Origin of the sequence: Streptomyces misionensis (assembly GCF_900104815.1) — a bacterium.
Taxonomy (GTDB): domain Bacteria; phylum Actinomycetota; class Actinomycetes; order Streptomycetales; family Streptomycetaceae; genus Streptomyces; species Streptomyces misionensis.
In genome coordinates this window covers 226,285-250,935 of the sequence record NZ_FNTD01000004.1, presented here as the reverse complement: position 1 = coordinate 250,935, position 24,651 = coordinate 226,285, and the positions used below count along the sequence as shown (strand labels likewise).

Annotated in this window: 22 protein-coding genes; 12 read left to right on the top strand and 10 right to left on the bottom strand. The window is 73.5% G+C overall.

Features of this window, described 5'->3' with window-relative positions; all coding sequences use genetic code 11:
* Positions 1–84: 84 nt before the first annotated feature.
* The 3 genes from BLW85_RS40545 (at position 85) to BLW85_RS02425 (ending at position 4,723) form a co-directional block, all read left to right on the top strand.
* Positions 85–219 (top strand): hypothetical protein, encoded by a 135-nt coding sequence (locus BLW85_RS40545; RefSeq protein ID WP_279628567.1) that lies wholly within the window; start codon positions 85–87, stop codon positions 217–219.
* Positions 219–2,003 carry an N-acetylglutaminylglutamine amidotransferase gene (locus BLW85_RS02430; RefSeq protein ID WP_074990299.1) on the top strand — a complete coding sequence of 595 codons (1,785 nt, stop codon included), beginning with the start codon at positions 219–221 and terminating at the stop codon, positions 2,001–2,003. The genes BLW85_RS40545 and BLW85_RS02430 overlap by 1 nt, the downstream gene beginning before the upstream one ends.
* 557 nt (positions 2,004–2,560) lie before the next feature.
* Positions 2,561–4,723 (top strand): prolyl oligopeptidase family serine peptidase, encoded by a 2,163-nt coding sequence (locus tag BLW85_RS02425; RefSeq protein WP_074995937.1) that lies wholly within the window; start codon positions 2,561–2,563, stop codon positions 4,721–4,723.
* A 61-nt stretch (positions 4,724–4,784) separates the two neighbouring features.
* Here BLW85_RS02425 and BLW85_RS02420 read toward each other — a convergent pair whose 3' ends face one another.
* The 4 genes from BLW85_RS02420 to BLW85_RS02405 all read right to left on the bottom strand — a co-directional run bounded on the left by BLW85_RS02420 (position 4,785) and on the right by BLW85_RS02405 (position 9,398).
* Positions 4,785–6,533 carry a SpoIIE family protein phosphatase gene (locus BLW85_RS02420; RefSeq protein ID WP_074990297.1) on the bottom strand — a complete coding sequence of 583 codons (1,749 nt, stop codon included), beginning with the start codon at positions 6,531–6,533 and terminating at the stop codon, positions 4,785–4,787.
* Between the two features lie 307 nt (positions 6,534–6,840).
* A complete protein-coding gene (locus BLW85_RS02415) occupies positions 6,841–7,323 on the bottom strand; it encodes a GNAT family N-acetyltransferase (RefSeq protein ID WP_074990295.1) in 483 nt (160 codons plus the stop codon).
* A 250-nt stretch (positions 7,324–7,573) separates the two neighbouring features.
* The gene (locus BLW85_RS02410) at positions 7,574–8,428 is read right to left on the bottom strand and encodes a dioxygenase family protein (RefSeq protein ID WP_079172228.1); all 855 of its coding nucleotides are present in this window, start codon (positions 8,426–8,428) and stop codon (positions 7,574–7,576) included.
* Positions 8,429–8,462: 34 nt separating this feature from the next.
* The gene (locus BLW85_RS02405) at positions 8,463–9,398 is read right to left on the bottom strand and encodes an AraC family transcriptional regulator (protein ID WP_074990294.1); all 936 of its coding nucleotides are present in this window, start codon (positions 9,396–9,398) and stop codon (positions 8,463–8,465) included.
* A 105-nt stretch (positions 9,399–9,503) separates the two neighbouring features.
* On the opposite strand from BLW85_RS02405, the gene BLW85_RS02400 reads away from it, so the two are divergent.
* A complete protein-coding gene (locus BLW85_RS02400) occupies positions 9,504–10,529 on the top strand; it encodes a LysR family transcriptional regulator (protein ID WP_074990292.1) in 1,026 nt (341 codons plus the stop codon).
* Between the two features lie 68 nt (positions 10,530–10,597).
* On the top strand, positions 10,598–11,956 hold the full coding sequence (locus tag BLW85_RS02395) for a carbohydrate-binding protein (RefSeq protein ID WP_074990290.1): 1,359 nt from the start codon (positions 10,598–10,600) through the stop codon (positions 11,954–11,956).
* A gap of 159 nt (positions 11,957–12,115) precedes the next feature.
* On the opposite strand, the gene BLW85_RS02390 is transcribed toward BLW85_RS02395, so the two are convergent.
* Positions 12,116–12,877, bottom strand: a complete 762-nt coding sequence (locus BLW85_RS02390; RefSeq protein ID WP_341867931.1) for an SMI1/KNR4 family protein — start codon at positions 12,875–12,877, stop codon at positions 12,116–12,118.
* Positions 12,878–12,977: 100 nt separating this feature from the next.
* Here BLW85_RS02390 and BLW85_RS02385 point away from each other — a divergent pair, with 100 nt between their 5' ends.
* From BLW85_RS02385 to BLW85_RS02365, 5 genes are all read left to right on the top strand, one after another.
* Positions 12,978–14,138, top strand: coding sequence for an acyl-CoA dehydrogenase family protein (locus tag BLW85_RS02385; protein WP_074990288.1), 1,161 nt, complete (start codon positions 12,978–12,980; stop codon positions 14,136–14,138).
* Positions 14,135–14,989: a phosphate/phosphite/phosphonate ABC transporter substrate-binding protein gene (locus BLW85_RS02380; RefSeq protein WP_074990286.1), complete on the top strand. Its 855-nt coding sequence runs from the start codon at positions 14,135–14,137 to the stop codon at positions 14,987–14,989. Before BLW85_RS02385 ends, BLW85_RS02380 begins: the two co-directional genes overlap by 4 nt.
* Entirely contained in the window at positions 14,986–16,206 is a 1,221-nt protein-coding gene (locus BLW85_RS02375) for a hypothetical protein (protein ID WP_074990283.1), read from the top strand. Before BLW85_RS02380 ends, BLW85_RS02375 begins: the two co-directional genes overlap by 4 nt.
* A gap of 132 nt (positions 16,207–16,338) precedes the next feature.
* Positions 16,339–16,944, top strand: a complete 606-nt coding sequence (locus BLW85_RS02370) for a hypothetical protein (RefSeq protein ID WP_143060404.1) — start codon at positions 16,339–16,341, stop codon at positions 16,942–16,944.
* A gap of 304 nt (positions 16,945–17,248) precedes the next feature.
* The gene (locus BLW85_RS02365; RefSeq protein ID WP_143060403.1) at positions 17,249–18,379 is read left to right on the top strand and encodes a M48 family metallopeptidase; all 1,131 of its coding nucleotides are present in this window, start codon (positions 17,249–17,251) and stop codon (positions 18,377–18,379) included.
* A 25-nt stretch (positions 18,380–18,404) separates the two neighbouring features.
* Here the strand turns inward: BLW85_RS02365 and BLW85_RS02360 are convergent, their stop codons facing one another.
* The 5 genes from BLW85_RS02360 to BLW85_RS02340 form a co-directional block, all read right to left on the bottom strand.
* Positions 18,405–18,866, bottom strand: a complete 462-nt coding sequence (locus BLW85_RS02360) for a pyridoxamine 5'-phosphate oxidase family protein (RefSeq protein ID WP_074990280.1) — start codon at positions 18,864–18,866, stop codon at positions 18,405–18,407.
* Positions 18,867–18,959: 93 nt separating this feature from the next.
* Entirely contained in the window at positions 18,960–19,823 is an 864-nt protein-coding gene (locus BLW85_RS02355) for an alpha/beta fold hydrolase (RefSeq protein ID WP_244174795.1), read from the bottom strand.
* A gap of 203 nt (positions 19,824–20,026) precedes the next feature.
* Entirely contained in the window at positions 20,027–20,530 is a 504-nt protein-coding gene (locus BLW85_RS02350) for a VanZ family protein (protein WP_074990276.1), read from the bottom strand.
* Between the two features lie 324 nt (positions 20,531–20,854).
* Positions 20,855–21,517, bottom strand: a complete 663-nt coding sequence (locus tag BLW85_RS02345) for a DUF4230 domain-containing protein (RefSeq protein ID WP_074990274.1) — start codon at positions 21,515–21,517, stop codon at positions 20,855–20,857.
* A 283-nt stretch (positions 21,518–21,800) separates the two neighbouring features.
* A complete protein-coding gene (locus BLW85_RS02340) occupies positions 21,801–22,187 on the bottom strand; it encodes a nuclear transport factor 2 family protein (RefSeq protein ID WP_074990272.1) in 387 nt (128 codons plus the stop codon).
* A 100-nt stretch (positions 22,188–22,287) separates the two neighbouring features.
* Between BLW85_RS02340 and BLW85_RS02335 the strand changes: the two genes are divergently transcribed.
* The gene (locus BLW85_RS02335; RefSeq protein ID WP_074990270.1) at positions 22,288–22,884 is read left to right on the top strand and encodes a TetR/AcrR family transcriptional regulator; all 597 of its coding nucleotides are present in this window, start codon (positions 22,288–22,290) and stop codon (positions 22,882–22,884) included.
* A gap of 182 nt (positions 22,885–23,066) precedes the next feature.
* Positions 23,067–24,581: a carotenoid oxygenase family protein gene (locus BLW85_RS02330; RefSeq protein WP_074995935.1), complete on the top strand. Its 1,515-nt coding sequence runs from the start codon at positions 23,067–23,069 to the stop codon at positions 24,579–24,581.
* Positions 24,582–24,651 lie beyond the last annotated feature (70 nt).

Sequence of the window (24,651 nt, the reverse complement as noted above, 5' to 3'; positions counted from 1 at the left end):
CGGGTCGATCTCATGTCCGCCTGCCCCATGCCTCGTCCGGCACCGGCGGTGCCCGACGACCGCCCCAGGAGAGTGGTCAGCACCATGTCCCACGTCCCCGCCCGCACGATCACCGACGACCACCCGCGCCCGGCCGCCCGGTCCCCCCGCGCGTCCGTCCCGCCCGGCGGACACCCCGCGGCGCCCGGCGCGGCCGCCCTGAAGGGGGTGACCGCCTGATGTGCGGGCTCAGCGGCGAGATCCGGTTCGACGGTCGGCAGCCGGACCTCGCCGCCGTCGAACGCATGACGGACCGGCTCGCGCCCCGTGGGCCCGACGGCCGCGGGCTGTGGTCACAGGGGCCCGCCGCACTCGGCCACCGGCGACTGAAGATCATCGACCTGACGGACAGCGGCGCGCAGCCGATGGCCGACCCCCGGGCGCGGCTCGTCGGCGTGTTCAACGGGTGCGTCTACAACTACCGTGAACTGCGCTCCGAACTCGTCTCCCGGGGCCATCAGTTCTACTCCGAGTCCGACACCGAGGTGGTGCTGAAGGCGTACCTGGAGTGGGGCGCCTCCTGCGTCGAACACTTCGTGGGCATGTTCGCGTTCGTCATCGTCGAGCAGGCCGGCGGCCGGGTGGTCCTCGCCCGCGACCGGCTGGGCATCAAGCCGCTCTACCTGGCGGAGTCGCCCGGACGGCTGCGGTTCGCCTCCTCGCTGCCCGCGCTGCTGACGGCCGGCGGGGTGGACACCTCCCTCGACCCCGCCGCACTGCACCACTACTTCAGCTGGCACGCGACCGTGCCCGCGCCCCGCACCGTCCTCAACGGCGTGCGCAAGCTGCCGCCGGCCACCGTGCGGGTCATCGAGGCGGACGGCACGTACCGCGACCACTGCTACTGGCAACCGCTCTACACGCGCCGCCCCGAGCACGCCGGCCTGACCGCACAGGACTGGACGGACGCGGTCCTGGAGGCGCTGCGCACGGCCGTGCGGCGCCGGATGGTCGCCGACGTGCCGGTGGGCGTGCTGCTGTCGGGCGGTCTGGACTCCAGCCTCATCGTGGCGCTGCTGGCCGACGAGGGGCAGCGCGACCTGGCCACCTTCAGCGTCGGCTTCGAGGCCGAGGGAGGCGAGGAGGGGGACGAGTTCCACTACTCCGACCTGATGGCACGGCACTTCGACACCGACCACCACCAGCTGATGGTCCCCTCCGACCGGGTCTCACAGGCCCTGGAAGGGGCCGTCCAGGCCATGAGCGAGCCCATGACCAGCCACGACGTGGTCGCCTTCCATCTCCTGTCGGAGCAGGTGGCCAAGGAGGTCAAGGTCGTGCAGAGCGGTCAGGGCGCCGACGAGGTCTTCGCCGGCTACCACTGGTACCCGCAGATGGCCCACGTGCCCCGGCACCGGGCACCCGACGCGTACGCCGAGACGTACTTCGACCGTCCGCACGCCGACCTCGCACGTCTGCTGGACCCCTCGGTGCTGCCCGCCGACGACGTCTCCGGCGACTTCGTACGGGCCCACATGGCCACGCCGGGCGCCGAGACCGCCCTGGACGCCGAACTGCGGCTGGACACCCACGTGATGATGGTCGACGACCCGGTCAAACGGGTCGACAACATGACCATGGACTGGGGGCTGGAGGCACGCGTGCCGTTCCTCGACCACGAACTGGTCGAACTGGCCGCCGCCTGCCCGCCCGAACTCAAACTGGCGGACGGCGGGAAAGGCGTCCTGAAGGCGGCGGGCCGCAAGGTCCTGCCGCGGGAGGTCGTCGACCGGCCCAAGGGCTACTTCCCCGTCCCGGCGATCAAGCACATGGCCGCGCCGGTGCTGCAACGCGTCCGTGAGGCCCTCTGCGCCCCCGAGGCGCGGGCCCGCGGGCTGTACCGCCAAAGTCACGTCGACGAACTGCTCGCCGCGCCCGACGTCCACCGCACCAAGCGCGGGGCGAACGCGCTGTGGCAGGCCGCTTTGCTGGAAATATGGCTGCAGACCCACGGAATCCGCTGACCGGCGCCCGCTCCTTCCCACCGCGCCCGGCCGGGGACGTGGGGGAGGGCGTGCGGGCCGGCCCGCCGAGCGACGCGCCCGCGCGCCCCGCCTCAGATCGGCCCGGGAGCGCGGCGGATGCCCCACGGGCGGACCCCCGGGACGCGTCGGACCCGGCGGGCCGCTCCGAGCCCGGTCGGCCGGAGGACGCGACCGATGCCGAGCACCGGCCCCGGACGGGAGCCGGAGGACCCGACCGGGCCCGGACCGCGGCGGACCGCTCGCGGCCCGGCCGCGCCCGTGGCACGGACACGGCTCGTGGCACGGACACCGCCCGCGACGTGCGGCCCCCCGACGGCGAGGCCGGCTTCGCGGCGAGCGACCGCGCAGGTGACGGCCCGGCCCTCGCCTGGAGCGGTCCGACCGTGCCCCCGGCCGACCGCCGGGGACCGGTGCGGGCGGAGCGAGCAGCGGACCGTACGGAGACCCGGTCGCCCCGGCGGAACCCGCCGCACCCCCACGACGTACCGGCGGACCCGTCACGGCCCGGCACGGAGCGCGCGGTGTCCGCCGACGAGCTGTCCGGGCACGGGGGGAGCGGCGAGACACAGGCCGCGCCGGAGACCCTGGTCGTTCCGGATGCCGCCGTGTCGCTCGACGACGTTCCGCGGGTGCTCGTCTCGCACGGCTGCTGGTACCCCTCGGCGGATCCCGGCGGGCGGCACGTCGCGTTCATCTGCGACCGCGGCGGGGTGCCGCAACTGTGGGAGGGACCGGTCGACAGTGACGACGTGCACCTGCTGGACGCCGAACCGGACCCGGTGACCGAGGTCGCCTGGTCGCCGGACGGACGGTGGATCGCCTACACGACCGCACCGGGGGGCAGCGAGCACACGCGTGTGCTGTGCGTGCGCCCCGACGGCACGGGACGGCGGGTCCTCGCGGGCGGCGAGCCGGGGAGTTCCGCGTACCTCGGCTGCTGGGCGCGCGACGGCTCCGCGCTCGCCGTGACGGTCGCCGAGGCCCCCGCGCGCCTGGCACCCGCCGGGGTGGAGGTCTCGGGCGCCGCAGGCACCGAGCACAGTGGTGCGGCCGCTCCCGGCGCGGGCGTCCCCACCCCCGTGCCGCCCGTCTCCGGAGCCGCCGAGACGGTCCATCCGGAGGGCTGGACCGTGCGGGACGGACGCGCCACCCTCCTGGGCGCGCCGTCCGTCCCCGCACCGCCGACCGGCCACGCCGCAACCGTCTCCGCGGCCGCCGACCACGACGCGGCCGGGGCCGAAACCGGTCCCAGGACGCTGTCGGCCTACCTCGTCGACCCCGACGGATCGGCCGCCCCCGTACTGGTGGCCAGTGAACGGGAGGCCGCCACCCTGCGCGTGTGCGACATCAGCAGGGACGGGCGGCTGGCGCTGGTGCGCCGCGGCCCGCGGGCCCGGCGGGAGGCGCTGGTCGTGCGCATCCGGGACCAGTGGGTGACCTGCGCGGTGCCGGTCGCCGACGGCGACCCGTGGATCGGCGCGTTCGCGCCGGACGCCCGGACGCTCTGGCTGCGCAGCGACCACGAACGCGAGCACGCCGCCCTGTACGCCGTCGCCCTCGACCCGTGGGGCGGCCGAACCGGTCTGACGGTGGCCGCCCAACGTGACGGCAGCGGACTGGAGTTGCTGACCCTGGACCGCGACGGCCGCGGCGCGGTGCTGTCCTGGAATGTGCGCGGTGTCAGCGAGCTGGAGGTGACCCCGCTGGTGCCCGGGACGGCCCTCGACCGCTCCCGCGCCGTGCCGCTCCCGCACGAGGTGGTCACTAGGGTGGCCGTCACCGCGGACCCGGACGCGCCCGTGGTGGCGCTGTCGGGATCGCTGCGCCGGCCCGGTGTGTGGTGGCTGCCCCAGGGCGCCGCGCTGCGCACCCCGTGGTCCTCGCGGGACGAGGACGTGGTGGCCCCCGGTGTCCACCGCCCCGTACGGCCGGTACCGATGCGCCCCCGGGCCCGGGACGGACTGGGCCTCGGCGGCTGGTACTACCGGGCGCAGGGCCGTTCCCCGAGGGAGCCCGCGCCCTGCGTCCTACATCTGCACGGCGGCCCGGAGGAACAGGAGCGCCCGGTGTTCGACCCGCTCTACCACGAGTTGCTGGGCCGGGGACTGGACGTCTTCGCCCCCGATGTGCGCGGTTCCTCCGGCTACGGCCGCTCCTTCGTCGACGCGGATCTGGGCCGGGGCCGGTTCGCCGCGATCGAGGACGTCGCCGACTGCGCCGCGCACGTCGTCGTGAAGGGCCTGGCCGACCCGCTCCGGCTGGCCGTGATGGGCCACTCCTACGGCGGCTACCTGGTGATGGCCTCCCTCGTCTGGCACCCGGAGCTGTTCCGCACCGGCGTCCCGGTGTGCGGCATGTCGAACTTCGCCACGTTCTTCGCGGGCACCGAGCCATGGCTCGCCCAGTCGGCCGCCCACAAGTACGGGCACCCGGAACGGGACCGTGAACTGCTGCACGCGCTGTCGCCGATGAGCCGCGTCGACGCGCTGCGCGTGCCGGTGCTGGCCGTGCACGGCGAGCACGACACCAATGTGCCGCCCGGCGAGTCCGAGCAGTTCGTACGGGCGGCCCGGGAGCGCGGCGTGGACGCGGAACTCCTCGTCCTGCGCGACGAGGGCCACGACTTCCGGCGGGCGGACAACCGCCGGGCCTTCCGCAGGGCCGCCGCCGACTGGATCCAGCGTCATCTGACCGGCTGACGTCGGGGCCACCCGCTTCCCGGCCGCGCGGCCTACCCCTCGCGGGGAGGCGGTGCACCGCTCACTCGGCCCTGGACGGGGTCGTGCCGCCGCGCTCCCGCGCGGGGGTGCGCAGGGCGAGCAGGGCGACGTCGTCGAGACCCGGCGGCTGGACGCGGCGCAGGAGCTGGTCGGTGAAGGACGGCAGCGGGCGGTGGGCGAGGGCGGCGGCGTGCCGGCGCAGCTGGTTCAGGCCGTCGTCGAGGGTGTGGCCCGGCTTCTCGACGAGCCCGTCGGTGTAGAGCACGAGGGTGGAGCCCGGCGGCAGGAGGACGGTGGCGTCGGGACGCGGGATGCGCACTCCGGTCCCCAGCAGGATCCCGTGGCCGTCGGTGAGGTACTCGGCCAGACCGTCCCGCGTGATGAGCAGGGGCGGGGGGTGACCGGCGTTGGTCCAGGACAGCTGCCAGTGGCCGTCGTCGGTCCGGGTCACCCGGGCGAGGACGAGGGTGGCCATGGTGACGTCGGTGATCGGCATGATCGCCTCGTCCAGGCGGTCGACGACCCGGCTGGGCGGCCCCTCCTGGGCCCAGGCGTAGGCGCGCAGCATGTTGCGCAGCTGGGCCATGCCCGCGGCGGCTTCCAGGTCGTGGCCGACGACGTCTCCGACGGCGAGCGCGGTGGCGCCGTCGGGCAGGGTGAAGGCGTCGTACCAGTCGCCGCCGACCTGCGAGGCGTCGGGGGCGGGCAGGTAGCGCACGGCCATCTGGAGCCCGGGCACGCGCGGCATCTGGGGCAGCAGATGGTTCTGCATGGTCTCGGCGACCTTGCGCTGGCGTTGGTAGAGGCGGGCGTTGTCCAGCGCCAGGCCGGCCCGGCGCGCGATGTCCTCCAGCAGGGGGAGGTCGGAGACGGTGAAGCTGCCCGGCATGCCGGCACGGCCGAGGGTGAGGGCTCCCAGGACGTCCCGGGTGCTGCGCAGGGGCACCATGGCGGCGGAGTGCACGCCGGCGCTGTCGAAGAGACGACGCTGCTCGGCCGTGATGCCGGAGTCCGGCGCGCCCTGGTAGGTGTCGGGGCCGGCCAGGGCGGAGGAGACGCCCCGCAACGCCTTCGACAGGGGCATCAGGGACTCCTCCGGGACCGGCGGCATCGGCCCTTCGAGGTCCTCGTGGCGGATCACGGTGTCGCCGTCGGCCTGGGCCACGACGGTGCGCCACACCTCGTCGTGCTCGGTGATCAGATCGATGACGGCCCAGTCCGCGAGGCGCGGCAGGACCAGCCCCACCAGCCGGCGCAGCGCCTCGTCGATGTCGAACGTGCTCGTCAGCTGCGTCGTGGTCTCGGCGAGCAGGGCCAGCCGCTCGAAGTCGGACAGCGTTCCGGCGGACTGCTCCCGGGGCGCCCCGGTGTCGGCGGCCGGCCGGCGGAGGTAGAAGACGACCAGTGTGCCGGCGCCACCGTCGCCGGCGTCGTACGGCGTGAGCGTCCAGGAGACCGGGAGCAGGGAGCCGTCGGCGTGCTCGAAGTACTCTTCGCCGCCCTGGGCCGGGCATCCGGCCAGGAACGCCCGCCGCATGCCGCACTGTGTCGCGGGCAGCTGCTGGCCCTGCGGCCCGCGGTGCAGCAGGTCGTGCGCGTCCCGCCCCATGAGTTCGTCGGCGGTATGGCCCAGCAGCTCCTCGGCGCGGCTGTTGGCGGCGATGACGCAGCCCTGATCGTCCACGACGTAGGCTCCCGCCCCGATGGCGTCCAGCGCCGGGGCGAAGTGAGCAGAGGGCACCACCGCGGACTCCTTCCGCCCGGCCTGCGCGCTCTCCGGTCCCACCATGGTCCTGTTCTCCCTCTTCGATCCCCGTGTGCGCGGCCGCCCGCCCGGACGGCCCCGGAATGACTGTTCCCGCACCCGCGGCCCGCCCTACCGGCCGGGCGACGAGTCCCTGGAGATCCACCCCAAGGGCTGCGGCGCGCCCACGCGGCCGGGCGGCGGCGTCATCGACGTCGTCGTCATCGGGATCGGCGCGGACCACGTGCGTACGTTCATCCCGCCCGACTTCCCCCTGCCCGTCCGGACAACCCATCCGGCGGTTCCGCCGCGGTCGCGCCCGCCGCGTGTGCGAGAGGAAGACGGTGCCGTGTCAGCCCCCCGGCGTGCCCGCGCAGGCGCCCCGGCCTTCGAGCGGGAGGGGGCGGCCGAAGACGACCATCGCCCGGCCGGGGCCGTTGTAGTCGTCGACGGTCCTCGCCTCGAACCCGAGGCGGCGGTGGAACGCGATCGAGCCGGTGTTCCCGGGCGATGTGATCGCCTTCAGACGCACGGCGCCGTCGCGCTGCGCGGCCTCGGCGAACGCCGTGTACAGGCGGCGCCCGAGACCGGTGCCGCGGGCGTCGTCCCGTGTGGCGATCAGGTGCACGTACCCGGTGCGGGCCGGCGTGACGAACCCGATGACGTACCCGTGGATGCCGTCCTCGGCGCGGGCCACCAGACAGGTCTCGCCGAACTCCTGCACCAGCGCCGTCAGGTGCAGGGACCGCAGGTCGCGTTCTCCCCAGTACCGGTGGTGATCGGCGAGAACCTGGTGCAGGTCGGCCGTTCCGGCCGGGGTGATCCGTGTGCGCATGACGGGATCATGGCAGGCGCTCCGCCCTACGGGGAGCGTGATGCGCGCCCGTGACACGGCGACGACCGCGCCGGGCAGCGCGGGCGGAGCCCCGCACAAGCGGGTCGCGACGTCCGGGCGGGTGCGGTCCCGTCCCCTCCCCGCGGCCTGGGCCCCGCAGACGGACGACGCGGACCGCTCCACCGTTGCGGGAGCGATCCGCGCCGTTCGGACTACGCGCCGCCGGGACGGCGGACGCCGGGCCGACCCGTCACTCGGCGCGCCACAGCGCCGGAACCTTCGGCGGTTCCCAGCCCGGCTGGGCCGTGTGCGGCTGGAGGCAGACGTAGGCGCGGCCGGCGTACGTGACCCGGTCCCCGGCCCGGTAGCCGACGCCCACGGCCCAGGTCCCGTCCGGCGGAGTGGGGCCGGGACCCGGGTCCTGCGGGACGTCGAGGACGAAGTCGAACGCCGCCTCCCGGCCGCCGCCCGCGTCGCGCACGGTCATCAGCAGCCGCGGATCGAAGATCGTGTCGGTGTTGTTGCGCGGCTCGTTCGGGAAGTACAGCTGGGTCGTCAGGACCGGCCGCCCCGGCGCCTGGAGCTTGACGTGCAGGTGGCGGGTGCGTCCCGGGTAGAGGCCCGGCACGATGGTGGTGAGCGTGAACGCGCCGCGGGAGTCGGTGAACTGGTGCCCGCGCAGCCGGAACCCGGTGTTGTCGTAGGCGCCGTTGTCGTCGGCCTGCCAGAAGTCCAGCAGGACACCGCTCAGCGGGAGGCAGGCGCGGCCGAAGACATAGCCGGTCACGGTGAGCGGGGTGCCGGGCAGACCGGGCTCCGACAGGCTGGTGCGCTGCGGCGAGTTCGGCTTGAAGTAGGGGCCTTCGATCTGCTCCGGGGTCGGGTCGTCGCCGTCGTCGCAGGACGGGGTGAGTTGCGGAGCACTGCCGCCGGCCGCCGCGGCGCGGGCGAGGGCCGGTCCGCCGGCCAGGGCGACGGGTATCGCGGCGGCGGCCGCGAGCGCCGCGCGCAGCACCGTCTTGCGGTGGACGAGCCGGGGAGATCCCGGTTCGCGGTCGGCGCCGGGTTCGTTCGTGCCCGCGCCGTGCGTGGCTGATCCGTCCATGTCTCCTCCTTGTGGGGGGTGGCGGGCAATGAAACTAGGCGGACGCGGGCGGGGCTTCGAGGGACGGATGGTGGCGGCTGTGGTGTTTTCGGAAGGCCCCGGGACTGACACCGGTCTCGCGCCGGAAGAACCGGCCGAAGTAGGCGGGGTCGGCGAATCCGGTGCGGGCGGCTACCTGCCGCACCGACAGCTGGGTGTGGGCGAGCAGTTGCTGGGCCAGGTACACGCGTGCCTCGATGAGCAGCCGTCCGGGCGGGCGGCCGGTCGCGGCCCGCACCGCCTGGGTGAGGTACCCGGGCGTGACGCCCAGCCGGTCGGCGCACTCCTGCACCGTCCAGCCCGCCGCCTCCGAGTGGCCGATCAGCCGCGCGAACGCCTCGGCCACGGCGGCCGTACGGCCCCGGGCGCCCGGCCCGGTCCGGTGGCCGTCGTGGACCGGGAGCCGGGCGGCGCGCACGACGAGCACATGGAGCAGGGACCGCAGGACGCTCTCGTGCCCCGGGGCCCGCTGCCGGTACTCCGCGGCCAGTTCGCCGATCAGGGACCGGACCGACCGGTCGTGCTCGGTGTCCAGCGCGAACCACCGGGAGCCGAGTTCCCGCAGCACCGCGCGGTCGCCGGGATGGTCCACCAGGAAGTCGTCGGTGAACAGCACGAGCGACCCCTCGGGGCCCCGGCCGCCCTCCCAGTGGTGCACCTGGCCGGGCAGGATCACGGTCAGCTGCGGGGGGCACACCGGCCACCGGGCGAGATCGACCACATGGGTGCCCGAACCGGCGCGGACGTGGACGATCTCGTAGAAGGTGTGCCGGTGCGGCCGGTCCCACCGGGACAGCGGACCCACCTCCTCGAAGGAGCCCGCCGCGAAGGGCGGGGCGCCGGGCCCGGCCACCTCCAGCCGGTGCAGCGGCACATCCCCCGGGCAGGAGGGCAGGCTGGGAACTCCCGGTAGGACCGTGGTGCTGCGCATCGGTCGCACTCCTTTCTCGGGCACCGGTCGGGTCGGCACATCCGTTCCCGCTCTGGTCTGGACCAACCTCTTGCCCCTCGCCCTCCCGCACCGCAAGCTCCCTTCATGGAGCTGGAGTTGCGGCATCTGAAGACCATTCGGGCCATCGCGGACGCGGGCAGCCTGACCAGGGCGGCCACGGCGCTCGGGCTCGCACAGCCCGCCCTCAGCGCCCAGCTGAGACGCATCGAACGGGCGCTGGGCGGCGCCCTGTTCGAGCGCGGCCGGCACGGCGTACGGACCACGGCCCTCGGCGAACTGGTCCTGGAACGCACCCGCATCGTGCTGCCCGCGGTGAGCGAACTCCAGCGGGAGGCCGCCCGGTTCGCCCGGACCCGGGGGGAGGAGGGGGAGCGGCTGCGGCTCGGCGGGACGCACGGGCCGCTACTGGGCGCGCTGGTGGACCGGCTGGCCGACGCCGCGCCCGGCACCACCGTGACCACCTGTGCCTCCTGGTCCGAGCGCGAGCTCGCGGAGATGCTGACCGAGGGGCGCCTGGACTTCGCGCTGGCCGGCACCTGCGGCTCGACCCCGCCGCCCGAATCCCCCCACCTCGTCTGGGAGGAGATCGCCGTCGACCCGGTCTTCGTGATGCTCGCCGACGGCCACCGGCTGGCCCGCGGACGGGAGATCGGCCTGGCCGCGCTCGCGGACGAGGAGTGGGCCTGCGTTCCCGGCGACGGCTGTTTCGCGGACTGCTTCACCGCGGCCTGCGCCCGGGCCGGCTTCGCTCCCCGGCGCATGTACGAGACGGACACCGCGTCCTGTGTGCACCTGGTGCAGGTGGGCCGGGCGGTGGGCCTGTGCCGGGCCACCTTTCCGCCGACGCCCGGACTCGCCATCCGTCCGCTCGCCGGCACGCCCCTGATGTGGCGGCACCTGCTGGGCTGGCACCCGGCCGGACAGCGACCGGACACCGCGGCCACGGTGCTCGCCCAGGCCCGCGAGGCGCACGCGGGCGCCGCGGCGCGCAGCGACAGCTACGCGCGCTGGCTCGCGCAGCAGCGCCCGGCACCCGAGGCCGCACCCCGGCCCGCGCACGCGACGGCACCCGGTACGGGTTCCATATCGCGCGGGCAGGGGGTCGGTTGACGTCTTACGGGCCGGGGCGGCTCGTCCCTACGGTTTCGGCACCCCACCGAATCCGAGGAGATCTCCCCATGCTCCAACGACACCTCAGGGCCGCGTGCGCCGCCGTCGCGGCGGCGGGTGCCCTGCTCGCGGCCGGGCTCAGCGGCTCCGCGAGCGCCCAGCCCTCCCTTCCCGCCGCCCCGCCGACGGCGGCCGACAGCCTCCGCACCGCGGCGGCGCCGCCCGGCCTCCTCGCCGCGCTGCGACGCGATCTCGGCCTGAACCAGCGGCAGGCGGACCGCCGGCTGGCCAACGAGGCCGAGGCGGGCGCCACCGCGGGCCGGCTGCGCGCCGCCGTGGGCGCGCACTTCGCGGGCGCCTGGGTGAGCGGCACCCTCTCGGACACCCTGACCGTCGCCACGACGGATGCGGCCGACGCGCGAGCCATCCGGGCGCGGGGCGCCGACGCGGTCGTGGTGCACCACTCCCTGGCCGCGCTGGACGCGGCCAAGGCACGCGTGGACCGGGCCGCCGCGCACCACGGCACCACCGGCACTCCGGTCTGGTACGTCGACGTACGCACCAACGCGCTGGTGGTGGAGGCGATACGGCCGGCCGCCGCCCGCTCCCTGCTCGCCGCGGCCGGCGTCGACGCCTCCCTCGCCCGGATCGTGAAGTCCGCCGAACGGCCCCGCCCGCTCGCCGACCTGCGGGGCGGCGACGCCTACTACATCGACAACAGCGCCCGCTGCTCGATCGGCTTCCCGGTGACCCGGGGCACCCAGCAGGGCTTCGCCACGGCCGGCCACTGCGGGCACGCCGGCAGCACCACCACCGGTTCCGACCGGACCGCGCAGGGCACGTTCCAGGCGTCGGTCTTCCCCGGCAACGACATGGCCTGGGTGGCCACCAACGCCAACTGGACGGCGACGCCGTACGTCAACGGCTCCAGCCAGCAGGTCGCCGGGTCCGTACAGGCCACGGTGGGCTCCTCCGTGTGCCGTTCCGGATCCACTTCCGGCTGGCACTGCGGCACGGTGCAGCAGCTCAACACCAGCGTGACGTACCAGGAGGGCACCGTCGCCGGCGTCACCCGCACCTCGGTGTGCGCGGAACCCGGCGACTCGGGCGGCTCGTTCATCTCCGGCAGCCAGGCGCAGGGCGTCACCTCGGGCGGTTCGGGCGACTGCACGAGCGGCGGCACGACCTACTTCCAGCCCATCAACCCGATCCTCCAGAACTACGGCCTCACCCTGAAGACCGCCGCGTCCGGCCCCGGAGACCCGGGCGGCCCCGGCAATCCCGGCGGCACCTGGTCCGCGGGCACCGTCTACCAGGCGGGCGACACGGTGACGTACGGCGGTGCCACCTACCGCTGCCTCCAGACCCACCAGGCCCAGCCGGGCTGGGAGCCGCCGAACACACCGGCGCTGTGGCAGCGGGTGTGAGCGGCTGACCCCTCCCGCCCACCGTCCGCCGGGACGTCCCACCGGGCGTCTGCGCCGGCGCCGGCGCCGGTGCCCACCGAGGGGGGAAGTTCCGGGGCACCGGCGTCGGCCGACGAACCGGCCGGGGCCGTCGGCGCCGGGACCCGACCGGGGCGGGCGTCAGCCGTTGAGCCAGTCGCCCGGGATCAGGTCGCGCACGCGGTCGAGATCGTCCGCCGTCCGGCCACGGGCCAGCAGGGCGGCGCCGCCGTCGACCCGCAGCAGGACGTCCCGGGCCAGGAACCACCGGGTCCCGTCCTCATCGCCGGTGGGGTATTCCGGGAACGGCAGCCGGACGGAGTTCGCCTCCAGCGCCTCGGCCTCGTCGCCGTACAGGTCGAGGAAATCGCAGAGTTCTTCGTCGGCGTGCAGGGACTCGGACAGGACGATCTCGACGAAGCACAGGGAAAGACGCTCCAGCCAGTCCACCCACCGCTCGGCGCTCTTGTCGGCGAGGTCGAGCCGGATGAACACCGCGGGATCGTCGTCCTGAAGGCTGTCGAGAAGGATGCCCCAGGACGCGGCCCCCTGGTTCTCGTGCCGGACGACCAGGGCCTCCTTCGCCTCGTCGACGTACAACTCCGCCGGATCGAGCAGCCTGTCGTGGTTGCTGGTGAGTTCCCGTCGGCGCCCGAACAGCAGGTACGCCTCGCGCAACGCCACGGGGAGCCTGAGACCCAGCCGCTCCTCCGCGGCGTCGAGGTCGGCTTCCGTCCACCCGGCGTCACCCCCGAGCGCCGTGCCGGTCCAGTGAGCGGCGAAGCCCCGGATGAAGGCCCACGCACCACTGCGGCCCTCGACGCCTTCGGCGAGCGATGCCGCGAGATCGAACGCTTGTGTAATGCCAGGACGATATCCGTGCCGGAGACCGGGAGACGGCATCGGCGGGACCGCCTTTCCGTACCGGCACGGCGCGCTTCCGTTCAAACCGGATCATTGGAGTGGGAAAGTGGCATAACACACCGATCATGAAGGGGCCACCATGCCGCAGCCCGCCCACTCCGTGCAGACACCGGACACCGTGCAAGGTCTGGACGCGGTGATCCGCGACGTCGTCGAACCGCTGGCCGAACAAGTCGACCAGGCGGGAGCCTTCCCCCGGGACGGCGTACGAGCCCTGGCCGCCGCGGGCGCCCTGGGCCTGCTCAGCGACCCGGAGTTCGGAGGGTCCGGTGCGGATCTGCGGCAGGCGGCCGGCGTCGTCGAGCGGCTGGCCGGCGTCTGCGGCTCGACCGCCATGGTGCTGCTCATGCACTACGCCGCCGTGTCCGTCATCGAGGCCCACGGCCCGGAAACCGTACGGCGGGCGATCGCCGAGGGGCGGCATCTGAGCACCCTGGCCTTCTCCGAGAAGGGCTCACGCAGTCACTTCTGGGCGCCGGTGGGCACCGCCGCGCAGGACGGCAGCGGCGACGTGCTCCTGAACGCCCGCAAATCCTGGGTCACTTCGGCCGGAGAGGCCGACAGCTACGTCTGGTCGAGCCGGCCGCTCCGGGCCGCGGGCCCCATGACCCTCTGGCTCGTGCCCAGCGACAGCGCGGGCCTGGAGGTGCACGGCGACTACGACGGATTCGGGCTGCGCGGCAACGCCTCCAGCCCGGTCGGCGCCAAGGACGTACGGGTCCCGGAGACGGCCCGACTGGCCGCGGACGGCCAAGGCCTGGCGACCGCACTGGAGTTGGCGCTGCCCCGCTTCCTCGTGCTGAGCGCCGCCTTCTGCACCGGCGTGAGCGAGGCGCTGCTGACCCTGGCCGCCGAACACCTGCGCACCACACGCCTGGAACACCTCCGGCAGACTCTGGCCGAGCAGCCGCTCGCCCGCCGCGACTACGCCCTGCTGCGGCTGCGCGCCGACGCCGCCCGCACCTTCCTCGACGACACCCTCGCCGCGCTCGACACCGGCCGCCCCGACGCGACATCGCGGGTGTTGCAGGTCAAGGCCCTGGCGGCCGAGACCACCGCCGAGGTGGCGGACGGTGTCATGCGGCTGTGCGGAGGCAGTGCCTTCCGCCGCGAACTGGGCGTGGAACGCCGCTTCCGTGACGCGCTGGCGGCACGCGTGATGGCACCGACCACCGAGGCGTTGTACGACTTCTGCGGACGGGCCGGCCTCGGCCTGCCGCTGTTCGAGGAGGCCCGGTGAACCCGCTGGTGCTGGGGGCCGTCGCCTACGACGCCAAAGTGGTGACCATCTGGTCCGGCTTCCGTACCTGGCTGCGGCGGCAGGGGCTCCCCTTCGACTTCGTGCTCTACGCGCACTACGAGCGGCAGACCGAGGACCTGGTACGCGGCCGCATCGACGTGGCCTGGCAATCGCCGCTGGCCTGGCTGCGCACCCGCCGACTGGCCCGGGCGGCCGGCGCCGACGTCCGGCCGCTGGTCATGCGCGACACCGACCAGGACCTCACCTCGGTCGTCGTGGTCAGGGCCGACGCACCCATCGAGACCGTCGCCGACCTCAAGGGCCGGAACATCGCGGTGGGCGCCCTCGACTCACCCCAGGCCACCCTCATCCCCCTGCACCACCTCGGCGAACTGGGACTCGGCGCCGACACCGGACTGCGGGTCGAACGCCATGACACCGGCGTCGGACTGCACGGCGACCACATCGGCGGCGAACGGGACGCCGCCCACGCCCTGGTGGCCGGCCGGGCCACGGCAGCCTGCATGATCGACGCCAACCATCTGGCCTTCACCCAGGACGGAACCCTGCCGCCGGACGGCACACGAGTGCTCACCCGCACGGACCCCTACGACCACTGCGTGCTCGCGGCCGGGCCCGCGCTCGCCGGCGGCCCCGCCGAACTCCTGACCACACTCCTGCTGTCGATGTCCTACGCCGACCCGGACGTCCGCCACCTGCTGGACCTGGAAGGGCTCACCCGCTGGGTCCCCGCACGCGAGACCGGCTTCACGCAACTGGAGGCCGCCGTCGACGCGACGGGCTTCTACGATCCGGACGGGCGGGTCACGGCCACCGGCTACCGGCCATGACCGGTGGCGCCCCGCGGCCCGACACCGTGCCGCTGGACCTCGCCGGACTCGGCTTCGACCGGGGAGCGCACCTGCTGCTGCGCCGGGCGCTGCGTGAGGTGGCCCCCGGCCGGCAGGTCGCCGTGGCGGGCACGCACCCGGAACTCCTGTCCCACCTGGCCGTCTGGTGCCGCCGCGAAGGCCACACCGTCACCGCCGCACCCGCCGACGAAGCCCCCGTGCGCGCCCACGTCCGCCGGGGCACGGCCGCGGCGGACCGCTGGGACGGTGCCGAACGCGCCGGGCGCCCCGGAGCGGACGGTGTCGCCGAGCACGCTCCGGCGCACTGGGGACTGGCCGCGCGCGGTGCGCTCGTCGAGGCCGGCGGACCCGAACTGCACTTCGCCGTCGCCGACCGCGACACCGCCTGGACGGACCTGGCACCACGCCTGTACCGCCAGGCGACCGCCGCCCAATGGGACCCGCACACCGCGATCCCCTGGGACACGCCCTTCGTCCTGCCCGACGACATCGAGACGGCCGTCGTGCAGGTGATGACCTACCTGGTGGAGAACGAACAGGCCGCCCTGGTCATCCCCGGGCGGCTGCTGACCCAGGTGCACCCGCACTTCCGGGAGGTGCTGCAACTGCTCGCCGTACAGGCCGCCGACGAAGCCCGGCACGTCGAGGTCTTCACCCGGCGGGCACTGCTCAAGGGCGGCCGGCTGGGCACCTCGTCGGTCGGCGGCCGGGCCTCCCTGGCGACCCTGATGAGGGAGCCGGACTTCTCCATCGCCTCCTTCCTGCTGTCCGTGCTCGGCGAAGGCAGCTTCCTCAACCTGCTGGCCTTCCTCGAACGGCACGCACCCGACCCCCTCACGCACCGCATCAGCCAACTGGTCCGCCAGGACGAGGCACGCCACGTCGCCTTCGGCCTGGGCCACCTCGAACACCGCAGCACCGTCGACCCCCGCCTGCGCGGCAGGCTGCGCGCCGCCGTGGAACGCCGCCACGAGGCCCTGGTGCACACCGCCGGCCTGAACGCGGAGGTGTTCGACGCCCTGGTGCTGCTCGCGGCGGGCTCCTGGAACCCGGACGCGATCGAACGCGGCTGGCGCGCGGTGCGGCGGCTGCGCGCCGACATGGACGAAGGCCGACGCCACCGGCTGTCCCGACTGGGCTTCCCGGAGGACGAGGCGGCGGCCCTCTCGGCCCTGCACACCCGCAATTTCATGTGAACGACTCACCGCCCGTACTCGGAGGGTGGAGTGGGCGGAGATGCGTGACTGCCGCTTCGGCGTCGACCGGGTTCCGGAGCTTTTGCGGCGGGTGGAGCACCAGGACGACGCCGAGGCGTGGAAGGAGCTGGGATGGCGACTCGTCCTGGAACACGACCTGGTGTCCCCGGCTGGTTCCGCCTGCCGCACCTGGTGCGCCTCGCTCCCCGCAGTGCCGGGGCACGCGCCCTTGCCGGGAAGATCCTGGAGCGCGACGCCGGGCGACACGGCTGTGACGACCTGCTGGCGGACCGCGCTGACGCGGTCAGGGAGTTCCGCGATGTCCTGGACCGGCACCTGCGCTCGCGGCCGGCCGACTGTCCGGTGTGCTTCCGCGCCCTGCTCGCGGCCGAGGAGGAGTACCACTGGGCGAACGCCCTGGAGGGTTTCACCGACGACGTCCACCACGTGGACTGCCCCCACTGCGGCACGGGCGTGATGATCGTCATCGGTGGATTCGGACGCTGCTCGCAGGCGCGGGACGGGAACGAGGAGATCCGGCGGGACCTGCGGCCGGCCACCGCCGACGAACTCACCGGAACCGGCCGCTGGATGCACCGGATCACCGTCCGCGACGGGCAGGAGACGCTCGCCGACGGAATCGCCCACCTTTTCGGCAAGGCGGAATGCCCGTGCTGTGCCGGCGTCTTCGGCATCGCGGACGAGTACACGGCCGCCAACCGCCCGGTGACGCGGTAGAACACGCGAGGCCGCAGGCGGACCGACGGACCGTGTCGGGGCCAACGCCGCGAACCGGGCGAACGGAGCACGGCGGCACGCCAACGACGCGCAATGATTGGACAAAGCCTCAAGCGCGATCTGTTGCCGCGCCACCCACAGAGACAAGATCACCTCCGTGTACGAAGACATAGGCCCTGGCTGCCCGCGATGTCACGCGGCCCTGCCGGACTCGGATCCCCGGTTCAGCGCCTGGTGCCCGGCCTGCGACTGGAATCTCGACCCGCAGGGCGGCGATGTCTCTTGGAAGGGCGGACCGAGGTCCTTGGCCCGTCAGCAGCGCGCGCTCGAACGCGTATTGGCGGACGGCCGTAGGACCGCGCCGTGGAATGCCGCCCTCGTCGGCGCGCTGGCGCTCGCGACCGTCGTCAACCTGGTCACCGTCGCGCTCGCGGGTACCGGCGTGTGGTTGCTCGTCGTCGGCACCTGGCCGGAGCGGGTACTGGGCGCGGCGGAATGCGTCATCGCACTGGTGCTCCGTCCACGATTCGGCAGGATGCCCCGGCACACCCTGGACGCCGCCGCCGCGCCGGTGCTGCATGCGGTGACGAAGCGGATCGCCGCCGAACTCGGCACCAAGCCGATGGACGCGATCGCCGTCGACGCGCGGTACGGCTCGGGCTGCACGGTGGTGGGACCGCGCCGGCGGCGTGTCCTCGTCATCGGTCTGCCGCTCTGGGAGACCCTCACCGCCGACCAGCGGCTCGCACTGCTCGGCCATGACCTCGGTCGTGCCTCGACCCGGGGCGGTCCGAGCGGCGCCTGGATCCGGACGGCCCTGGACGCGCTCGCCACCTGGGCGGACATGATCAGCCCCACGACCGAACTGGAGGCCGCACGGCAGGGCGTGGCGGACGCGAACGCGTTCCGCCCGGACTCGCTGCGGCAGAACACCAACATCAGCCTGGGCCATGCCCTTGCCCAACCCCTGCAGAACCTGTTGGCCCACGGCATGCTCGCGCTCCACCGGCTGCTCGGCCGGCTCGACGACCTCTCCGGCAGGCAGTCGCAGTACCGGGCCGACGAGATGTCCGTCCGGGTCTCTTCCACCGCCTCGGCGGACGGGCTGCTCCGGGCGCTGCTGCTGGACGAGACCGCCCGCTTCGCCGTCGAACGAGCGGCCCGGAGCGGGGGCGACGTCTGGGCACGGGTGCGCGCATCCCTGGCGTCGGTTCCGGACACGGAACGCGAGCGGCTCCTGCGCCTCGCCCGGTTGCGCGGCACCTCGACCGACGGCAGCTCCCCGCCCACGTACTTCCGCATCCAGTTCGTGAACCGGATTCCCGGCCCCAGGACCGCGGCGCCGCCGAGTGGAGAGGAAGCGCAGGCGATCGACGAAGAACTCCGGCCGCTGCGGACCGCGATCGCGGACGAGCTGCGGAGCAGGGCCGGTTAGGCAGGCCGTCGGCGCGGGACGGTCGTCATGCCAGCCACGCCCCGTCGCGCATGACGACTCTCCCGCGCAGTTCCGGCACGCCGCGCCAGGCGCGCACGGTCCGCGGCACCACGCGTACGTACACCTGGGGAGCCTCTTCCGCACGCGGATCCCAGCCGAACTTGCCGGCGAACGCCTCCGCTGCGGCCGCGGGCACCTCATCGTCCGGGAAGCACGTGGCCTCACCCTGGAGGAGCACCACGTCGAAGGTGTCCGGCAGCGCGAGGCGCACGCGCGGCTCCGCGCGGACGTTCCGCGCGGTCACGGAGGTGGCGCCGGTGCACATCCACAAGGCCCGGCCGTCCCAGAAGAACCACAGCGGAACCTGGTGCGGTCCGTGATCGGGGTGAGCCGTCGACAGCCACACGTCCCGCTCGGTGACGAGTCGTTCGAGAGTGTCGCGTACGCGCTCCGCTGTCCGGCGGGGAACGGTTCCCGTGGTGTCCATGAAGAGCGACCCTAGCCAGGCGAGCACGGGTCGCGCCTGGGGCGCAGGACCTACTCCCCGCGACCGAGGAGCGCGTAGGCCGTCCGCCCGGGGCTACGAGCCGGAAGGCAACAGCGCGGCGGTGTCAGCCAGGACCTGGGCCGCCGGCGCCGGGTCGACCAGCCACTTCAGGTGGCTGCTGGTGAGCGTGCGGACGTCGTAGGGGTTCTCCGGCGTCAGCGCGTCGCCCTCGCGGATCATCCGGTCCTGCATGGCGAGCGGCACGCTGGTGTCGTCGGTCAGCCGGACGTACGTCCTGGGGATGCGGCCCCACGTGTCGGCCTGTGCGCGGTCGTCCGGCGTGCCGGCGTCGAGGTTCTCGTCGGGCTGGAAGGTGTTGAGGAAGACCATGAACTCGTCGTCCGTTCCGTCGGCGAGGAACGCCGCCTTGAAGGCCGCGAGGACGCCGGGGTCGGCGGTGCGGAAGTTGGAGCGCAGCAGTCCGAGTTCGGCGGGGTCGCCGACCATCGCCGAGGCCAGCCCCGTGGCGTCGACCGCGGCCATCTCGGGCTCGGCGTAGTAGGCGCTGACGTCGAGGTCGACGGGACACCAGGCGGAGACGTAGACGATGCGGTCGATCAGGTCGGGCCTCCGATTGGCCGCGACGGTGGCCGTCATGCCCCCTCGGCTGTGGGAGACGAGGATGACGGGCCCGTTCCGCTTGGCCCGCTCCAGGATCCCGATGAGGTGCGTGGCGTTGTCGGCGAGCGTCACGCCCTTGATGGCCCCGGGCGCGGTGGCGAGTGCTTCGAGGTCCTGCGGCGCCTGGTAGGAGCGCGGGTACGTCGCCGCGAACCCGTGCCCCGGCAGGTCGACGGCGACCGAGCGGTGTCCGAGGAGGCCGAGTTCGGCTTGGAGCGGCGCGAAGGAGAAGGAGTTGGCGAAGGCTCCGTGGACCAGTACGAACGTCGGTTGCATCTGTCTGCTCACTTTCCGGCCCCTGTCGGCGGTACGCGCGTCGCCCTGCCGGCGCCGTGGACGATCGGATGCCGCACACTACTCAGTGAAAGATCATCCGCACTACTCGGACGAAGCCTTCCGCTTGTGCGCGTCGCCACCGGCCCGCCGGCGCGACGTCCGGCGGCTTCACCGCGTACGGCACGCCCGCCCCGCCGCTCGCGTCAGTCGCTCCTGCGGCGATCGTGCACCCGCCCCAGCCTGCGGCCCATCAGCAGGTAACCGACCAGCGCGCCGGTCGTGTTGAGGATGACGTCGTCCACGTCGAAGGCCCGCCCGGTGACCAGTGCGCCCTGCGCCATCTCCACCAGCAGCATCACGGTCGCGGTCAGCAGCAGGACCCGCCAGATCCCCCGGGCCCCCGGCGCGAGCACCGGCACCAGGACCCCGAACGGTACGCCCAGCAGGATGTTGCCGCCGATCTGCTTGGCGGCGTCGCGCAGTTCGGGCTGGTCCAGATAGGCCCTGATGGAGCGGCCGGGATGCAGGTTGCTGTGCGCGAGGGAGACGGACGCCGGGGACGGCGCCAGAGTGATCTTGGCCAGTACAACGGCGAAGGCCACCATGAAGACGAAGGCGCCCAGCATCGCCAGCATGCGGACGGGCAGCGGAAGCACGTGCCGACGGCGCGGGGGAGCCGGCGTCGTCTTCCCGGCGGCACGCTTCACCGCGGCGGCCCCACGGGCGCCGCCCGCCGCGCCCGCCCTCGCGCTCCGGAAGGGGCCGCCGCGCCGGCGCGAGCGCGCCTTCGCCAGACGACCCCCGCCCCCCGCCTCCGCCGCCGGGGCCTTCTCGCTGTCCTCCCGGGACCGCGCCCCTGCCCGGCCCCGGCGGCCGAACCAGGCGAGGCGACTCGACCGGGGCGCGCGACCGGGAGCGGCTGCGCGTGAGTACGGAGCGGTGCGGGCCATTCGGTCCTCCAGTCGTCAACGACCCTGTGTGGTGGAGCGGTCAACCGTGAGGCCGGCGCGATGCCGGGCGCCGCGCGCGGATCACGACCCGTAGGAGACGTGCACTTCCTTGAAGCCGAGCGAGTGCAGCAGGCCCTCCAGCATTGCCGTGGTGTTGGTCTCGGCCCGTGCGGTCAGTCCGCTGTTCCTGGCCGCCTCTCCGATGTGGGACACGGCGAGCTTCTGCACGGCGTGCTCGCTGTTGGGGTTGTCCGAGAACAGGTCGCCCAGGCGGTCGAGGAGTCCGCGCTGCTTGGAGACGGCGTAGGAGTGGTCGGCGTCCAGGGCCGGTTCACCCAGCCGCGCGTGCGGGAGCCGCAGCGTGGCCGACGTACGGTCCTTGTTCACCGTCACGTCCTTGTCGCCGACCTTGCCGAGGTCCACATAGGCGTCCACGGTGCCCGCGCCGACATACAGGGTGCGGGTGCCGCGAACGGCGTCCGGCAGGTACTTCGCGTCCTTCTCCAGGTCGACGACGACCTGGAAGTTGCCCGAGGCCGCGTCGTAACGGCTCATGTCCCTGACGGATTTGAGGAGCGCGGGCCCCGAGCGGTCGTGCGTCTGCGTGCCGAACAGATCCTTGACGCCCGGAAGCACCGCCAGCTTGATACCGGCGAACAGCAGCACGAGCACCAGCGCGAAGGTGGTCACCACCTTCGCCCAGCCGGGCATGCGCCTGTGCGGGCGTGTGGCGGGAGTCGTCATCCGGCAGCCTCCTTCCTGCTGTCCGGATGCCCCGCGAACTCCGTGCCAGACACGGCAGTTGGCGTAAGCGCGTATCCGGCGGCAGAGACGAGGACGGCCCGGGAGCGAGTCGGGCGGTGCCGGGCCCCGGTACGCGCCGCGATGAACTGCGAGGGAGCCCGGGTGGCGGCCCGGGAAGGGAAGTCACCGTTCCCAGAGACGGCTTCGCGACAGAGCCCGGCCAGGCCGCCGCGGAGCCGCCGGCCTGGCCGGGCCTACCGGAGAACGGTGTGAGCGGCGCCGCTCAGACGAAGAACGCGTTCATGCCGGGGACATCGGACAGGTAGGTCTCGATGTTCGCGATCTTGCCGTCGCGGAGGCGGCAGACGGTGGAGAGGTACTCGTCCAGCCGGACCTCGCCCCGGCGGGCGGTGTTGTGCAGGGACAGGGCCATGTTCTCGCGGCTCACCAGGATGTGCAGCAGCTCGAAGTCGAGACCGTAGGAGGCGATCTTCTTCGCCCGCTCCACGACGGCCTCCGCGCCCACCGCCGTACCGGAGATGGTGTTGTCACCGGGGAGCGTCCAGGTGGCGTCGTCGGTGAGCAGGCCGCGGATGCCCTCCCAGTCACCCGCGGTGAGACAGGCGTGGAACTTCTTGCCGAGCTGGTGCTGGACTTCGTACGGGGTCATCGGATCTCCCTTGGGACGATGCTTAAAGCGGCGATCTCCGCTTTAAAAACCTTAGGCACCTCGCTCGCTAAAGCGCAACCCAATGCTTTAAGGTGGGGGCATGCCCGCCAAAAGCAAAGACAGCCGTCCCGGCGGCCGGAGCGCCCGCGTGCGCGCCGCCGTGCACCGGGCGACCGTGGACCTGGTGCAGGAAGTCGGAGCCGAGAAGGTCACCATCCCCGTGGTGGCGCGCCGAGCGGGCGTCAACCCCAGCTCGCTGTACCGCCGTTGGGGGACGATCTCCGCCCTTCTGGCGGACGTGGCGGCCCAGCGCCAGGACGAGGGGGCGCCGGAGCTGCTCGGAGATCTGCGCAAGGACCTGGAACGGGCCGCCGTGTGGACGCTCACCGACCTGTCCCAGCCGGGCGGCGTCGCCTTCTTCCGGGCCGAAGTGGCCCCGGACGTGGACGAGCGGCGAGCGGGGTTGCGCGAGTGCCTGGAGCGGGTCAGCACCCGGTTCCACGCCGCTCTGGAGGCCGCGGAGCGGCGGGGCGAGAGCGCACCCCCACTGGAGCGGGTGCTGGATCACGTGGTCGCACCCCTCTACTTCCGGGTGGTGTTCTCGATCCCGGAAACGAACGAGGAGTACGCACGCGGCCTCGTCGCCGAACTGTGCGACTCCGGGTACGGCGCCGCTTCCCGGCCGGGACGGGACTGAGCTGCACTACACCGGCCCGGCCGTCCTCCGGTGGGCCCATGTCGCCTGGAGCGGTGGTGTCAACAGCACCCCCGATCCGGGGCCTGGGCCGACTGCTTCACCGGCCGCCGGGGAGGAGGGTTGCTCCCGTCACCGAAGTCCGGCCGACAGCGCCGGCATCGACACGGGAACGGGGAAACATGATGGCCAGTCACACACGGCGCAGGCTCCTCAAGGGCGCCGCGGTCGCGGCAGCGGGCAGCGTGGCCGGCAGCGGTCTCGGCCCCGGCTTCTTCACGGCCGCGGCACAGGCGGGTCCCACGGCCGGGACGGGGGGCACGACCGGGGCGACACCGTTCCTGGAAGGTGCCTTCGCGCCGGTCACCGAGGAGTTGACCGCCTTCGACCTCGAGGTGACCGGCCGCATCCCGCACGACCTGGACGGCCGCTACCTGCGCAACGGCCCGAACCCACTGCACCTTGAGGACGTCCGTCGTGCTCACCACTGGATGCTCGGCGACGGCATGGTGCACGGGGTCCGGCTCCGCGGCGGGCGCGCGGAGTGGTACCGCAACCGCTGGGTGCGGTCCTCCCAGGTCGCGGCGGAACTGGGGGAGACCTACCCCGGCCAGGCACCCCCCGACGACTTCGCGTGCAACACGCACGTGATCCCGTACAAGGGCCGCATCCTGGCCTTGCAGGAGAGCGGGCCGCTGCCCTACGAACTGGACGGCGACCTCAACACCGTACGCCCCTACGACTTCCACTCCACGCTCACGGGCGCGTTCACCGCGCACACCAAGTACGACGCGGTGGCCGACGAACTGCACGCGATCGCGTACTACCCCACCTGGGACCATGTCAGGCACATCATGATCGACCGGACCGGCCGGGCGGTGCGCACCACTCGCATCGCCGTCGCGGACGCGCCGATGATGCACGACTTCGCGCTCACCGAGAAGTACGTGGTGATCGTGGACGTGCCGATCACCTTCGACGGCGCCGCCGCGGAGGCGGGCGCGATCGTGCCGTACGTGTGGAACGACCGGCACCCCATGCGCGTCGGGCTGTTGCCGCGTACCGGCGGCACCACGCGCTGGTTCGAGATCGACCCGGTGTACTACTCGCACACCCTCAACGCCTACGACGAGGGCGACACGGTCGTGGTGGAGTACATAGGGTTCCCCGCGCCGTTCTACGCGGCCGGTCGCGGCATGGACGGTCCCTCCGCGACCGGTTCGCCGGCGCTCGACCGCTGGACGATCGACGTGCGCGCGGGCCGGCTTCGCGGCAGCAGGCTGGACGACCGCCCGCAGGAGTTCCCCCGCATCAACGAAGCCCTGGTCTCCCGTCGGCACCGGTACGCCTACACCGCGAGCGCGGCCGAGATGTGGCGCGCGTACGAGACGGTCGACGGCGTGCCGCCGGACGAGAAGTTCGCCGACTACCTGGTGAAGCACGACATGCTGCGCGGCAACGGGCAGCTCCACCGCTTCCCCCGGGGCGCGGCGGTCGGCGAGCCGGTGTTCGTGCCGCGGCGCGGGGCGCGGGACGAGGACGACGGCTACGTGCTGTCGTACGTGAACGACCCCGACCGCGGCGCGACCGACCTGGTGATCCTCTCGGCTCAGGACTTCGCCGGCCACCCGCTGGCCCGGATCCACCTGCCCGGCCGGGTACCGCTCGGCTTCCACGGCAGCTGGATCGCGGACGCCTGACACCGGTCGCCGGTGCGGGGTTCCGGCCGACTGGCCACGGCAGCCCGCGCACCGGGCCACAGCCATCTCG